The 15,599-nt window shown below is 35.0% G+C and carries 9 protein-coding genes; 1 reads left to right on the forward strand and 8 read right to left on the reverse strand.

Features of this window, described 5'->3' with window-relative positions; translation table 11 throughout:
- Positions 1 to 29 precede the first annotated feature (29 nt).
- The 3 genes from FJOH_RS23500 to FJOH_RS23510 form a co-directional block, all read right to left on the reverse strand.
- A complete protein-coding gene (locus FJOH_RS23500) occupies positions 30 to 1,649 on the reverse strand; it encodes an ABC-F family ATP-binding cassette domain-containing protein (protein ID WP_012026515.1) in 1,620 nt (539 codons plus the stop codon).
- A 348-nt stretch (positions 1,650 to 1,997) separates the two neighbouring features.
- Complete coding sequence (locus FJOH_RS23505; protein ID WP_012026516.1) at positions 1,998 to 2,768, reverse strand: TlpA family protein disulfide reductase; 771 nt, start codon at positions 2,766 to 2,768, stop codon at positions 1,998 to 2,000.
- A 143-nt stretch (positions 2,769 to 2,911) separates the two neighbouring features.
- Positions 2,912 to 3,142: a helix-turn-helix domain-containing protein gene (locus FJOH_RS23510; RefSeq protein ID WP_012026517.1), complete on the reverse strand. Its 231-nt coding sequence runs from the start codon at positions 3,140 to 3,142 to the stop codon at positions 2,912 to 2,914.
- Between the two features lie 82 nt (positions 3,143 to 3,224).
- On the opposite strand from FJOH_RS23510, the gene FJOH_RS23515 reads away from it, so the two are divergent.
- Complete coding sequence (locus FJOH_RS23515; protein ID WP_012026518.1) at positions 3,225 to 3,455, forward strand: hypothetical protein; 231 nt, start codon at positions 3,225 to 3,227, stop codon at positions 3,453 to 3,455.
- Positions 3,456 to 3,549: 94 nt separating this feature from the next.
- Here the strand turns inward: FJOH_RS23515 and FJOH_RS23520 are convergent, their stop codons facing one another.
- The 5 genes from FJOH_RS23520 to FJOH_RS23540 all read right to left on the reverse strand — a co-directional run bounded on the left by FJOH_RS23520 (position 3,550) and on the right by FJOH_RS23540 (position 15,595).
- Positions 3,550 to 4,248 (reverse strand): DUF3592 domain-containing protein, encoded by a 699-nt coding sequence (locus FJOH_RS23520; protein ID WP_012026519.1) that lies wholly within the window; start codon positions 4,246 to 4,248, stop codon positions 3,550 to 3,552.
- Positions 4,249 to 4,533: 285 nt separating this feature from the next.
- Entirely contained in the window at positions 4,534 to 9,270 is a 4,737-nt protein-coding gene (chiA, locus tag FJOH_RS23525; protein ID WP_012026520.1) for a T9SS-translocated chitinase ChiA, read from the reverse strand.
- 463 nt (positions 9,271 to 9,733) lie between these two features.
- Positions 9,734 to 11,800, reverse strand: a complete 2,067-nt coding sequence (locus FJOH_RS23530) for a beta-N-acetylhexosaminidase (RefSeq protein ID WP_012026521.1) — start codon at positions 11,798 to 11,800, stop codon at positions 9,734 to 9,736.
- Positions 11,801 to 11,957: 157 nt separating this feature from the next.
- The gene (nagB, locus tag FJOH_RS23535; protein WP_044048577.1) at positions 11,958 to 13,898 is read right to left on the reverse strand and encodes a glucosamine-6-phosphate deaminase; all 1,941 of its coding nucleotides are present in this window, start codon (positions 13,896 to 13,898) and stop codon (positions 11,958 to 11,960) included.
- Positions 13,899 to 14,014: 116 nt separating this feature from the next.
- Complete coding sequence (locus FJOH_RS23540) at positions 14,015 to 15,595, reverse strand: RagB/SusD family nutrient uptake outer membrane protein (protein ID WP_012026523.1); 1,581 nt, start codon at positions 15,593 to 15,595, stop codon at positions 14,015 to 14,017.
- Between the last annotated feature and the right edge of the window lie 4 nt (positions 15,596 to 15,599).

Here is a 15,599-nt window from a genome sequence, read left to right on the forward strand (position 1 = left end):
GGGATTTTTAATATTATAATTTTTAAAGATTAAAGATTGTACATCTTTTTTCTTTGTTCCTGAATTTTTTCATCATCAAGATATTCGTCAAATGTCATGTAACGATCGATAACTCCGTTTGGTGTTAATTCTACGATTCTGTTACCAACAGTCTGCGCGAACTCGTGGTCATGTGTTGTAAAGATTACAGAACCTTTAAAGTTTTTCAATGAGTTGTTGAAAGCTGTAATAGATTCCAAATCTAAGTGGTTTGTTGGCTCATCAAGCATTAAAACGTTTGCACGCTCCATCATCATTCTAGAAAGCATACAACGTACTTTTTCTCCCCCAGATAAAACCCTAGACGTTTTTAATGCTTCTTCTCCAGAGAAAATCATTTTTCCTAAGAAACCTCTAATAAATACCTCATCACGCTCTTCTTCTGTTTTAGCGTACTGACGTAACCAGTCTACTAAAGTTAAATCATTTTCGAAGAAATCATGGTTTTCAGCTGGTAAATAGGCTTGGTTGGTTGTAATTCCCCAATCGAAAGTTCCAGAATCTGCTTTTTGTTCTCCGTTTAAGATTTCGTAGAAAGCAGTTGTTGCACGTGAATCTTTAGAGAAAAGAACGATTTTATCGCCTTTTGCCATATTCAAATGCACATCTTTAAAAAGAACTTCTCCGTCTACAGAAGCAGACAAATGTTCTACATTTAAAATCTGATCTCCTGCTTCACGATCCTGATCGAAGATAATTGCTGGATAACGACGGCTTGAAGGTTTAATTTCAGAAATATTTAATTTCGAAATCATTTTTTTACGAGAAGTTGCTTGTTTCGATTTCGCCACGTTTGCACTAAAACGACGAATAAATTCTTCCAGCTCTTGTTTCTTCTCTTCAGCTTTTTTGTTTTGCTGTGCACGCTGTTTTGCCGCTAATTGGCTGGACTCGTACCAGAACGTATAGTTTCCTGAATAGTGATTGATTTTCCCAAAATCAATATCAGAAATATGTGTACAAACCGCATCTAAAAAGTGACGGTCGTGAGATACCACAATTACAGTGTTTTCGTAGTTTGCTAAGAAGTTTTCTAACCAAGCGATTGTCTCGAAATCCAAATCGTTGGTAGGCTCATCCATAATAAGCAAGTCAGGATTTCCAAAAAGTGCCTGCGCCAAAAGCACACGTACTTTCATTTTTCCTTCCATATCGGCCATTAAAGTATAATGATCTGCTTCTGTGATTCCTAAGTTAGACAACATCGCTGCAGCATCAGAATCGGCATTCCATCCGTTCATTTCTTCAAACTGAACTTGTAACTCCCCTATTCTGTCTGCATTGGCATCATTATAATCTAAATAAAGTTCATCCATTTCTTTTTTAACAGCGTACAGAACTTTATTTCCCATTAAAACGGTTTCCAAAACAGTATGCTCGTCGAACATGTTGTGGTTCTGGTTTAAAACCGACATACGTTTTCCCGGCTCTAAATGAATGTGACCAGAAGTTGGATCAATATCGCCCGAAATCACTTTTAAGAAAGTAGATTTTCCTGCACCATTTGCTCCAATAACGCCGTAAATATTTCCGTGAGTAAACGTAGTATTTACTTCGTCGAATAAAATTCTTTTACCAAACTGAACTGATAAATTATTGACTGTTAACATGAATGTCTTTTTAATTAATTTGGTGCAAAAGTAGTGAAAAAGGTTCTAAGTTGCAAAGATGCTAAGGTGCTAAGGTTTTTTATGCTGCTGCTGAGAGGTTCTCGCAAAGTCGCGAAGGCGCAAAGTTTTTTTACCAAGTTGATTATTACGTAATCTTGTCATTTCGAGGGACGAGAAATCTTCGCGAGAAACTCCACTTCTATAATCGCCAATCTTTGTCGAGCTACTTGTGGAGATTTCTCCTTTCGTCGAAATGACAAAAATGGGGTTACTTTATCGATTAACTAGTGAGATTTCTCCTTTCAGTCGAAATGACAAAAATGGGGTTACTTTGCGAGATTAATTTAGCTAGAGCTTACTTTCTTTCGCAAGCGCCACTTCAAGACTCTCAAAGTTTGGGAGCACTTTTGCAATCATTCCTTCTTTGTTTAAAATAAAATGTGTTGGAAATGAATTGAGCTGTAAGGCTTCGTTCATGTAATCTTTCATGTTTGGAATTACAGAATACAAGAGAGGTTTTCTGGCTAAGAATGTTTTTAATTGTTCTGGTGAATCTTCGGCCAAACTCATAAAAACAATATCTTTTCGGTCTTTATATGCTGAAACCAGTTTGTTTACTTGCGGAAATTCTCTAATGCATGGCGTGCAATGAATGTACCAGCATTTTATAACGATAATTTTTCCTTTCATGGATTCATTGGTTACCAGATTTCCGTCTAAATCTTTAAAAGAGAATTTTGGAAATGCTGTTCCTTCCATTTTATAGTTTTTGTAAGCATCAAAACCTATTTGATTAATTGTTGCTTTTATACTCGTATCTGATTTTGGCTGAATTTTAAATAACTTATAAATGTAAATAGCAGCTTCTGATTTTAATCTAACCGGGATGAAATTTCCATTAGCCAGCTGATCTAAAAAAGATTCTTTTGAAATTTCTTTTGAAGATGCGTCTAAAGCAGTAAAATCTCTGGAAAGCATTATTTTTTTATTGTAAGCAGACCAATCTTGGAAAGTTTTTTGAATTTGAATTGGATCAACTTCTGGATTTCCGAATTTATTTTGAGCTGTACTTATTGTAAAAATTAAAAGAAGAGTAATTAGGCTGATGAATTTCTGCATTATGAAACAATTGTATTTGATCTCAAAAATAGTGAAAGTTTTTTAACCGCAAAGACGCGAAGGTATTCGCAAAGTTCGCAAAGGGTTTCTCGCTCCCAATAGCTATTGAGACTGCAGATTTAGAAGATTTTTTTCTTCAAAAATTATTTTACTTGAAAACTGAGCAAATCAGCAAGTTCAATATCTAAAGCATTTGCAATTCTAATAAGAGTTTTTATACCTGTATTTATTTTAGCTCTTTCAATTCTGCCAATTTGATTTCGAGGAATACCACAATCATCAGCCAAATCCTGCTGAGATAAACCTCTTTTTTCACGCAACTTTCTAATGTGAGTTCCAAGATTTATAATAAAAGTTTCTTCTGAAATATCCATATTTCAAAAGTCATAACAAATATTTTTTATTGTGACACAAATTTGTGTCAAAAATTAATATATTTACACAAAAAATAAGATAATGATTACAGAAATGCCTTTAAATGAAATCGAAGTCAAATTAAATGACTTTTTTACTGATAAGATTGACTGCAAAGAGATGGCTAAAATGATACGAGAAGTAAATAATGCTCTTTCGTTATGTGTTATGAGAGGATGTGAAACTATAGAATCTGAAATAAAGAATATCGATGATAATTTTTACTGGCTTAATAAACTTGCAGAAACTCTAGATCCTTATCTGGATGCTTAAAATAATTGAGAGATCTTTTTTTTTAACCATAAAAAAACCTGACAGTAAAAAACTGTCAGGTTCATAATGTCAAAAATATTTTTTAAAGTCTTAATTAATTATCCATAACTGGTAAAAATGAAATATCCATATAGTAATTCTTTGGATTATCTGGATCAATCAAAACTTTAATTTCATCTGTTTTTATAAATTCCGTTGGATCAAACCAAATATTTTCACTTTCAAAAACATACATCTTATTCGTTTGTATATTGAACCATTGACTCTTTATTTGATAAGGATTCCTCCCATTTACTTCAAAATTGTAATTTAATTGTACTTCATTAAATGTTGTTGAAATTCTTTTTCCATTATCAAGTAAATATTGTTTTTTCCTTTGTTTTTTTATTCCATATAAAATAATTAAAAAACCAACTAGAAAAAATATAATCCCAAAAATCCCCATAACTAATACCCCAAGCCATAAAGATTCAAAACTATTAATATTTGCTTTGTTTGGTTCCTTAGGATTATACATAATTTCTACAGTCTCTCCTACATTATAACTCGGCGGATTACTGCTTACAGATGAAGTAATTTCAATTTTACTTCCTTCTTTGGTAATAAAAGATACAACCGGAGCATACATTATTGAATTATTTGATCTTTCCCTAACCAATTCAACGACATCACCTTGCACAACTTCAGCTTTTTTTATAAAAGCCTGTTTATCTAAATAAAGATAAACTGTTCCAACTAGCAAAACTAAACCAGCAGCTGTAAACAAATATTTAATAATTGATATAATTTTCATTTATTTCTGTTAAAAAATTTATGCAAAAATAATTTCACCTAATACAATAACTAACCTCTATAAGTTTTTATGCTATCAGAAAAAGACTTTTTTTTAAGTTTCTTTAATCATAAAAAAACCTGACAGTAAAAAACTGTCAGGTTCATAATGCGCATCCTTAGGCAAAAACCAAATAACAAATTACCTAAAGCCGCATTTGTTCGAAATAAAAATCAGCTAAAAAATAAATAACCAAACTCAATTTTAACCGTCCCATCTTTTTATTTCTAAATTTTCAATCATTTATTAGTTTAAAAAGTTCATTACTTTAAATGATTTTTTGTTTCCTGCTTTGTCTGTTACCACAACTAAAAACAATTGTTTAGATGAGAAACTCTGATTGTGAAGCAGTACTTCTTTATTATTTTGAACATTTCTGTGACTTACTAAGTTTTGTCCTAAAACATTGAATACATCAACCTGAGCAATGTCTTCGTTTTCGTTTGTAACAGATAATGCATTGTTTTTAAAATAAGCTATCGTTGCATTACTTTTTGCAGAAATATCATCAAGAACCAATGTTTTTGCTGCTGTTTGTGATGCGAAATAAGCTGCATAAGCTTTAGATAATTCAGATGAATTACCGCAAGAAGAAGCATCCCAGTTTACAGACCAAGTCATTAAACCTCTCAGAGAAGGATATGGTCCGCCTGGCTGCATAGTATATGTTCTTCCAGAAAAAGTGGTTCCGGTTCTTAAATAATGCATAGCATTAATTCCTTCTGTTGGTGTTAAATAACCGCTTCCTGCTGCACTTGGACACGCTGGTAATGCAATAAGAACTTTTGAAGCCGGCAACCCATCAAAACGCATTCCTGTTGAAGCAATGTTATACCCTTTTATCACCATATCAGTCAAGGCTGTTACCATGTTTGATTTTTTAGCTGTACCATAATATTGTCCATCTAGTCCGTTTTCTCCTCCTGTGTTATACAATTGCACCGCTAACAAATCCAATTCATTACGTAAGTTTTGAATGATTGGCAGGAAGGAACCAAAAGTATCTGTATAAGTAGTATAACCTCCTTGTACATATTGTGTTTCCGGAGCAGCAGTTAATAAAAATCCAGGGCCATAGTAGGCTTTTAATTCTTTGAAAGCATCAACAACGTTTTTTAATCTTGGATAAGCAGAAATCCCCGCATAAGAAATATCTCTTAAACCTCCTGCATTAAAATTCATCGATCCGCCTTCAAAGTCAATATCAACTCCGTCAAATTGATACTCGTCAATAATTGCTTTTAGACCATTAACAAAAATATTTTTTTGAGTTACATTGTCTAAAACAACATGACCATTCTGCCCTCCAATAGAAACAATAACAGGAACGCCGCTGTCTCTTAAGGATTTTATATCGTTTTTCAATAATTGCTTATTGAAAACACCATTGGTCAAATATCTAGTGTCATTTGTAGTTAATATTGGTGTATAACCATCACGATTAACTGTTTCAACGAAAGAATAATCTACTACGTTAAACTTACTTCCTACCATTTGAGAAAAATATAAGAATGGAGCACCAGCATTTTCCCAAGAATGTGCATATCCTAAAATAATTTTAGAAGGAAGCGGGATGAATCTATTAGTGCTTACTGTCGCAATTTTAATAGTATTGTTTAATGTAGTTACACCAGATTTATTATCGGTTGCTTTAATTACAACCGGATAATCCTGATAAGCAGATGGCGTGAAATTATACGTGTAAGTATTATTTGTGCCTGCTGTCATATTAAATGTGCCTCCATTTATTGTAATAGTAACACCCGAAACTGTTCCGTCGCTGTCAACAGCTGTAACTGAAATTGGCACAACCTGAAAAGTATTTTGGTATACTGTAGTATTTGATGGTGAATTCCAAGTAATTACAGGTAATGCATTTGGGCAGTTTGCACCAGAACAAGTTAATGTAAAACTATACGTTTTTGAATCTGTTGTTCCGTTTGACGCAGTAGCTGTAACGGTTAAGGTATGAGAAAGCGAAAACTGATTTGCTGCTGGTGTCCAGGCTGCTGTATAAGTTCCCGAAGAATTGGCCGTACTTAAGCTTTGCCCATCTAAACTAAATACAACTGATGAGATTGTAGTAGCATCAACAGCACTTAATCCAACACTTGCAACAAAATTAATTGCTGATCCTAAATTTATAGCAATCGCCGAAGCAGTTGGTGCTGTAATGGTAACCACTGGTTTAGTCGCAACTACAGCTTGTCTATTAAAATTATAAATAGTTGGTGTTGTTGGAACTGCAAAGTTGGCTAAGTTATTTGGATAATAAGTCACATCACCATTTTCCCATCCATTTAATTTCAAACTTAAAATTTGTGTATAACCTGCTACAACTGAATTATCAAAGCTGTAATTTCCTGATGCATCTGTTGTTGCTAAAACACTTTTCCAGTTATGTGTATTATCTGTCCAAGGTAAAACGATTTCTACTTTTGCGCCTGCAACCGGAGTTGTTCCGTTTTTAACAGTACCGCTGATTAAATTTGCGGCTGCAGCCAATGCTGATTTTGCTGTAGAACTTGTATTAAAGTTATAAACTGTTGGATTTGCAGGAACTGCAAAGTTTGCCAGATTATTTGGGTAATAGGCAACTTCTCCATTTTGCCAAGAGTTTAACTTCAAACTCAAAACCTGTGTGTAACCGTCTACAACAGAATTGTCAAAACTGTATTTTCCTTGTGCATCTGTTGTTGCAATAACACTTTTCCAATTGTGTGTGTTATCTGTCCATGGTAAAACCAGTTCTACTTTTGCACCTGCAACCGGATTTGTTCCGTTTTTAACTGTTCCGCTGATTTTACTTGTGCTTACTACAACATCTTGTGTAAAATTCAATGTTTTATTGGCATTCAAATTAGAATACACTGTAGAAGCCGGTGTAAAGGTCTGTCCTGTTAAAGCAGCTGTTACTGTATAATTGCCGCCAGAAGGAAGACTAAGTGAATACGTTCCGCTTGCATTTGTAACCGCTGCATAACTTCCTCCTGTAAAAGAAGCTGTAACAGTTACACCAGAAACTGGAGTTGTACTATTTAAAACCGTACCGCTTACAGTATAATTAACAACTGGAGCACCTTGAGTAAAATTCAAAGTTTTGTTTGAATCGATTGCATTATAAACTGTTGAAGCCGGAGCATAAGAGAATCCTGATTTTGCAGCTGTAACAGTAAAGTTTAAACCTGCTGTTAAACCTGCAATGCTGTAAACACCGCTTGCGTTTGAAACTGCTGTTAATGTTGTACTTCCTGAAACTGCCGTAACAGTTACGCCCGAAACCGGAGTTGATCCGTCAAGAACTGTTCCGCTAACGGTATATGTTGGCTGAGTTCCGTTAATAACAACTGCTGTCTGGTTTACTGTAACATTTACTAAAGTTACAGGCGTAAATGTATAAGTAGCTTTTAAAGCCGTTAGGCTATAATTTTGACCCGAAGTTAAATTATTGAATGCAAAATTTCCGTTAGCAGAAACTACTGTCTGAATAACAGCATTACTTGCATTTCGTAATTCAACTGTAACATCTGTAACTAAAGCTGATCCGTTTTTTACAGAACCAGAAATACTTACTGTTCCCGGAACAACGCTTCCAAAAGAAGTATCAACCTGGTTTAATAATGAATTTGGAATTGAACCTCTGGTATCCTGAGATAATTCCCAAATCATACCTCCGGCCAGATTTCTCGATTTTATATACTGAACTTTTAAATCCATTGACTGCTTATCTTCATAAGAAATAAACTGTTTTAAAGTCGAGTTGTATAAATAAGGAACTTTAGTCGTATTATCAAAATATCTTACCCATCCTGCCGAAGCTGCAGATGGTGTTACCATCATAGTATTTGGATCAAGATAAGCGTGTGAATTGGTAACCGGATTTCCGACTAAATCACAGATTTCGATACTTCCTGATTTTTCACAAGCTCCAGAACCATCCCATGTTCCTGTTGGGTTTTGTGGATTTGTACATCCCGGAACTATATATCGCGGCGCTGCAACAAACAATCCGTTTGTTGAGTTTGCAGCAACGTTATCGAATTTTTTTCCGTAAAAAGGCAGTCCCATAATTAACTTATTAGCAGGGAAACCAATTACGTTTAAATATTGATTTGTTAATTCATCTAATGATTCTGATTGTGTCGCTCCATACAACGGATCATTTGGGTTTCCGCTGGCATATAAAGGCGCATTGTAGCAGGTTTTGTCGTACCAGTTACCGCCAAAATCATATCCGAAATACGTGATATAATCACAATACGTTGAAATATCTTCTGTCATTCCGTATTGTGCTCTGTTATTTGGCCCTAAGTATTGTTTAGAAACATTTCTAACATTGTTTCCTGCCGCAATAGTAACCAGTTTATTTGGCATTGCCTGACGCATGGCTTTTAATAAAAGCACCAAATTTTTGTTGTCATCAGGGCTGTATTTTTGTGGAGGAACCGGCATTCCATTTACTATTTCTGTTCCGTCTGTTCCGCCAGAAAGAGGATATTCCCAATCGATGTCGAAACCATCAATAAACGGATAAGTCACAATGAAATTTGCCATATCTGCGGCTAATGCAGCTCTTGCTACCGGACTGGCAGCAATTGGAGAAAGATCCTGGCCTTTTGTCCAGCCTCCTACAGATATTAAAATTTTTAAGTGCGGGTACTTTTGTTTAAGCTTCATTAAATCATAAAAGTTTCCTTTTACCGGAGCATCCCACGGAATTCCGCCTTCCATATGCTCAAAATCGGCATAGGTATCCAAACATTTTAATTTTGTATTCTCCGGATGGGCAGGATCATAAGTTGTCCCATAAAAAGAATAATTTAAATGCGTCAATTTACTTCCGTCGATCTTCGGGACATTAAAATCCCTTGCATAGATAGACCATTGCGCATAATACCCCACTACTTTTTTCCCGTGGGCTGGCTGCGCCGACGCGAGTAAGGGAAACAATAACAAAAAGAGTAATCTGTAATAATGTTTCATAATTAATAAATATTGGTTAATAGAAAATAAATAATTGGGCCGCAGAAGTTTAAAAAAAACTTCCGGGTTTCGCTCAACTGCAGGTTGGAAGGCTGCTGTCGATTGGAAATAAACTCAAATTACATTCTATAGATAAATATTACTATTTCTGATTCATTCATAATCATTAGTAAATAGCAGTGATCGATATTTATTTATAATTCTAAAATTAATCGTAAATACAAATGATAAATTTGGGACTAATCATCAATCTATACTCTCGTTTTGTCATGTTTTATTGTATTCTTTTATTTGGTTTTTAAGGGTTAATAATTATTTTCAAGGCTTATATTTTACTATTTGATTTTGTTACGTGCAGTTTGTTTCAGGAATGATAGCCATAACTATCTCTACCGGGGAATTCGGCAGAGATAATTAAAGACTAAATCAATGGTAACTACTAAACACTAACTCAACCAAAATTCTAAATTAGTTTCTTTAAACTTTCATAAACTGACAACTCTACGTCAGCATGATCTTTTGTATTACATTGTTCTATTAAGGTTTTTAAATCGGCTGTTTTTAAAGTCGATTTATTATCTAATACAAGCAGCAATTCTTGCGATGCGTCGCTTAATTTTTTAGATAAAGGCAGAATTGGCTGTACTAAAGGCGCATTGGCACTTAATTCAACTAATCCTTTATTAACTGCAATCCATTTATTGAAAAATGCTGCCACTTTTGCTTTGTTATCTGCTGATTTATTTGCCAGATATTGGCTCACGGCTTCATCAAAAGCCAGAGAATCTTTTGCATCCGGAGTACAGGCATCTGCAAAAAGTGTAAACGGAGAATACATTTGATATTCAGTTCCTCCTTTATTTCTTGTATATCCTTTTAATGGTTCACAAACATTTGTAAATTCATTAACAGATTTAATATTCTGGTTATTCGCAATATTTCTAAGAATTACGGCTTTGTTTTTAATATGTGTTAATCCTAATTCTTCTAATCTAAATGATACGCTTTCAAGACGTTTACGCATATTAGCAACATCTGTAATATTCTCAGCAGACCATAATCTTTCTGCAATTGCTGCTGTTCTTGGCCAAACTCTTGAATCAAATGTTTCCGGCGTGGCAAGTTCTGTCCACATTGTAGCTTCTCCACCCAAAATTCTTGCTTTTTCTTCTGCAGATAAATCGGCTCCTTTTGGCATAGGATCATTTAAATAATGACTTGCTACTGGATACATTAAATCAATATAAAATCCGTTTGATAATACTGTTTTATATCCTTTTTTAACTGCATCAACTAATGACTGCCCTGCAACCATTCCTTCATTTGGACCTCTCCACGAATGTACAATTGCTTCTTTAGAAAGATCTTTGGTTAAAATTTCTTCCCAGCCCATTAATTGTTTTCCATGTTTTTTAAGCATTGGGGCTAACTGCATAGTAAAATAAGTCTGCAGTTCATGGTTGGTTTTTAAATTATGTTTTTTCTTGAACTCCTGGATTTTTGGATTGGCATCCCAGTCTTTCCCTTCATTTTCGTCACCCCCAATGTGAAAATAAGCTCCGGGAAATAACGGGCATACCTCATCAAAAAGTTCACTTAATATTTTATACGTTTTAGGATTTGAAGGATCTAATGTAGGCGAAAATATACCTGCATTTCTTTCAATTCTATAGGTAGAGATTGCCGTACCTTGAATATTTTTTTCAGAAGTTCCTCCGGTCAATGTAATCACTTTGCTTCCAATTTCAGGGTAAGCAGTAAGTATTGCAGATCCATGACCCGGAACGTCTATTTCCGGAACAATTAAAATACCGCGCTCATCGGCATATTTTACGATATTTCTAATTTCCTCTTGTGTGTAATATAATCCATCCGAAGCCAGTTCTATTAGTTTTGGATGTTTTTTAGTTTCAATTCTCCAGCCTTGATCGTCTACTAAATGCCAGTGGAAAACATTCATTTTCATTGCTGCCAATGCATCCAGATTTCTTTTCACTACATCTACCGGCTGAAAATGTCTCGAAGCATCAAGCATTAAACCTCTCCAGGTAAATCTTGGAAAGTCTGAGATTTGAGAAACAGGGAAATAGAATTTTTTGCTGTCGTTTTGAAGCAGCTGCAATAACGTTTCCAGTCCATGTAAAGCTCCTAAATCGCTGGTTGCATTAATTGTAATTTTGTTTGCTTTAACATCTAAGCTGTAGCTTTCATCTTCATATAAACCTATTTTTCCATTTTTAGTACAGTTAATCTGTAATTCTGCATTTGGAAACTCATTAAGTTTGGTAATAAAACCTTGTTCAAAAAAAATACCTGTTCTACCATCTAATCGGCGTAAAAAACGAGTTACTCCTCCAAAAATCCTTGAATCAGGATTTCCAGAAATATTTACTTTAAAGTTTTTAGTTAATGTAAAATTTCCGTCGTTTACGACAACATTTTGAGGCCAGGGCATAAGGTTCAGCTGTTCTTTTTGCATTTGAGCATTTGCCGTTACACCTGCTAATAGTAGTACAAATAGATATTTCATTTTATTTTTTTTTGGTTCGATACTTCTAAAAAAGCATCTTTAGAAATTAGATAAAAAACAAAACTCAGAATGACTTCTGCTTTACCTCACCTATAGCGAGGTCAAACTGAATTTTGAAATTTGATTCGCTCTCACCCGAATCGGTTTTAAAACAACTTTAATAGTCAAAACGTTTAAAAGCTTCAATAGCTTCATACTCTGCTAATCCTAATTCATCATACAGAATTGCAGTATTTTTATTTCGGTCTTCGGCTCTAACCCAGAATTCTCTTGAATCATTTCCCTGGAACATTACTCTGTCTTTTTGAGACTGGTGGTATAAGATTGCATGGCGTTTTAGTAATACTTCTGAAGGGCTTAACGGCACTGCCATATCAATTTCGTGGATATCCCATTCGTGCCATGCACCTCTGTATAACCATAACCAGCAGTCATCCATGTATTTTTCTGGTTTCAGCTCTTTCATTGCGGCAAAAATCGCATTCAGACATACTTCATGTGTTCCGTGCGGATCTGCCAAATCTCCTGCTGCAAAAACCTGATGCGGTTTTATTCTGGCAATGATTTCTTTTACAATTTCGATATCCTCCTGCCCCAGCGGATTCTTTTTAACCTGTCCGGTTTCATAAAAAGGAAGATCTAAAAAGTGTGTATTTTCATCTTTTAGTCCAATGTATCTTGTTGCTGCGTAAGATTCTCTTCTTCTGATTAATCCTTTTAGTTTTCGAACTTCAAGAGAATCAATCTGATTTTCTGATTTGTTATTCAAAAATTCAATTACTGATTTGAAGTTGATGTCTTTTGGAAGATCAGCACCAACAAAATCGTTGCATACTTCTGCAAATTTCAATGCCTCATCGTCAGTTACGGCAATATTTCCGGAGGTTTGATATACAACATGTACATCGTGGCCTTGTTTTATCAATTTTGAAAAAGTTCCTCCCATCGAAATCACGTCATCATCAGGATGCGGACTAAACAGGATTACTCGTTTTTTAGCAGGATTGGCTCTTTCCGGACGGTGAGAATCATCTGTGTTTGGTTTTCCTCCCGGCCAGCCTGTAATAGTATGCTGCAGAATATTAAACATATTGATGTTCATATCATAAGCAGAACCTTCCTGTGCCAGTAAATCAGACATTCCGTTATTGTTGTAATCACGGTCTGTCAGTTTTAAAATAGATTGTTTGGTTTTCTGGCATAACCATACAATTGCTTTGCTTTTTAATTCCTGTGTCCAGATGCATTCTCCAACCAGCCAAGGTGTTTTAAAGCGTGTTAATTCTGATGCTGCAGACTGATCCAGAACGAAAGTCGCGTTTGGATGATTCTGCAGAAATGTAGCCGGAACTTCTGAGCTGATATCTCCCTGAATGGTTCTTTTGATGATATCTGCTTTATTTTGTCCCCAAGCCATTAATACAATTCTTTTTGATCTCATAATGGTAGAAACTCCCATCGTGATGGCTCTCTTTGGAACGTTGTCGATTCCATTAAAGTCAGATGAAGCGTCTACTCTTGTAATATGATCCAGAGTAATAATTCTGGTTCCTGAATTAATGTGCGATCCAGGCTCGTTGAAACCAACGTGTCCTGTACGGCCAATTCCAAGCAATTGAAAATCAAGTCCGCCTGCTTGTTTAATATTCATTTCATAGTCGATGCAGTATTGATTGAGTTCTTCAATTGAAACTGTTCCATCAGGAATATTAACATTTTCAGGTTTAATATCGATATGATTAAAAAGATGCTGATGCATGAAATAATGATAGCTCTGATTGTTCTCTTTACTCATTGGATAATATTCGTCCAAGTTGAAAGTGATTACATTATGAAAGCTCAGTCCTTCTTCTTTGTGCATTCTCACTAATTCTTCATATACTTTTATTGGAGATGAGCCTGTTGCAAGTCCAAGCACACAAGATTTATTCTTTTCCTGCTTAGATCTAATCAATTGAGCGATTTCCTGTGCTACAATTACCGAAGCTTCAGCTGAACTTTTGAAGATTTCATTGTGGATTTTCTCAAATCTGGTTTCTTCAAATTTACCGGCGCTCTTATAACTGATATCAGGTTTTATTTCTAAAGCACTTTTCATTTCTTTTCTTTTTTTGGTATATACAATTTTGGTTTTTGAAATGGCACAAGCAATTTTCACTGCTTGTACCATTTGCTAACCAAACTTAAAATCTGTAATCTATTTATTTTTGTTTTTTAGAAATTCGGAGCATTTACATCCCACCAAACTCTGGTTCCTCCATTATCTGGTCCGCCCAATTTAGAAACTCCAGTAGCAACACCTCCTGAATTTCCAGCTTTCTCAGACTGAACGAAATTGATTCTTCTTACACCAAACTCAGTTGTAATTGCTCCGCCGCTGTAATTTTTAAGTACTGGGAATAATTTAGGATATCCGGTTCTTCTGTAATCAGACCATGCTTCTTGTCCCTCAGGAAAGCCTGCAATCCATTTTTGAGTAATGATTTTTTGTAGTTTTACTTCATTTGTCGCCGCTGCATCCCATGCCACTGTAACATTATTTACTGGATCTGAATTATTTTCCGGAAAATTAGGATCGACATACGCAGCTGCTGTTTTTGTATTATCAGCTATATAACCTGCTGCACCAGAAACTCCTCTCTGATCGAATGAAGCTTTAATCCCCGCTTCGTATAATTCCTGAGCAGTACCGCCCATATTCCAACCTCTTAAAGCCCCCTCAGCTCTTAAGAAATAAGCTTCTGCAGCGTTCATAAGATAGATTTCTTTTGATCTTACCACAGCACCTATTCCAGAAAAATCCTGATGATCCGATTTTCCGCTAATTGCTATTCCTGTTCTTACTCCTTTATATTCATTAGGAAATTGTTTTGATGTATCAAAATAAGAAGCTATTCTAGGATCCTGATATCCCTTCATTATAGACTCCATATCAGCAGACATGCGTATATCTAACCACGAACTGCTGATTGTTGCAATTGGGTTTGTATAAACTGGGGATACAATTTTAAATGAATCATCGTTAACCAGCATCACACCAAATTTTTGAGCCACAGCTTTTTCTGCTTCTGTTTTTGCCAAAGCTGGTTTAACTTTCACGATACGCATTGCTAATCTTAATCTTAAAGTATTTGCAAATCTTACCCATGATTCGTATTTTCCTTTGTAGCCTGTCATATCTGTAGACTCAAATGTAGAAGCTTCACCAGCATCAATCCTTTTAGTTAATTCTGCCACGGCAGTATCCAATTCAGCAAACATTTGAGTATAAACTTCTTCTTGAGAATCATATGCAATAGTCGCATCATTTGATCCAAATTTAGAGTAAATGATTGGTCCAAAAGTATCTGTCATTCTATGCATTCCCTCAACTTTCAAAATCAATGACAATGCATAAAATTGATCATATTTACCTTTAGATTTATTAGCGATATCATATGCATTAAACATTACATTTTTATATCCATAATCCCAGATAAATCCGTTCCAATTATCTAACAATGCATATGTTGTATTATTTACACCACTCTCAAAACCAGTTGGAGTTGCCATATAACCTGACCAAATATCTGAGTTCAAGCCTTGCTGCAATTGATAAACCCATTCTGGAGTAAGGACTTGGATATTGTTAAACATAGGAGCAAAACCTCCTTTGATATGATTAAAATCTTGTTCAAAATCAGGAAGTGTAATACCATTTGGATTAGTATTAATGTCTTCAAAATTATCTGTACATCCCACAGCGGCGAGTAACAAAGTACAAATAGTTGCTTTTGTTATATTATTTAGTTTCATGTTT

Origin of the sequence: Flavobacterium johnsoniae UW101 (assembly GCF_000016645.1) — a bacterium.
In the GTDB taxonomy this organism is placed as follows: Bacteria; Bacteroidota; Bacteroidia; order Flavobacteriales; family Flavobacteriaceae; genus Flavobacterium; species Flavobacterium johnsoniae.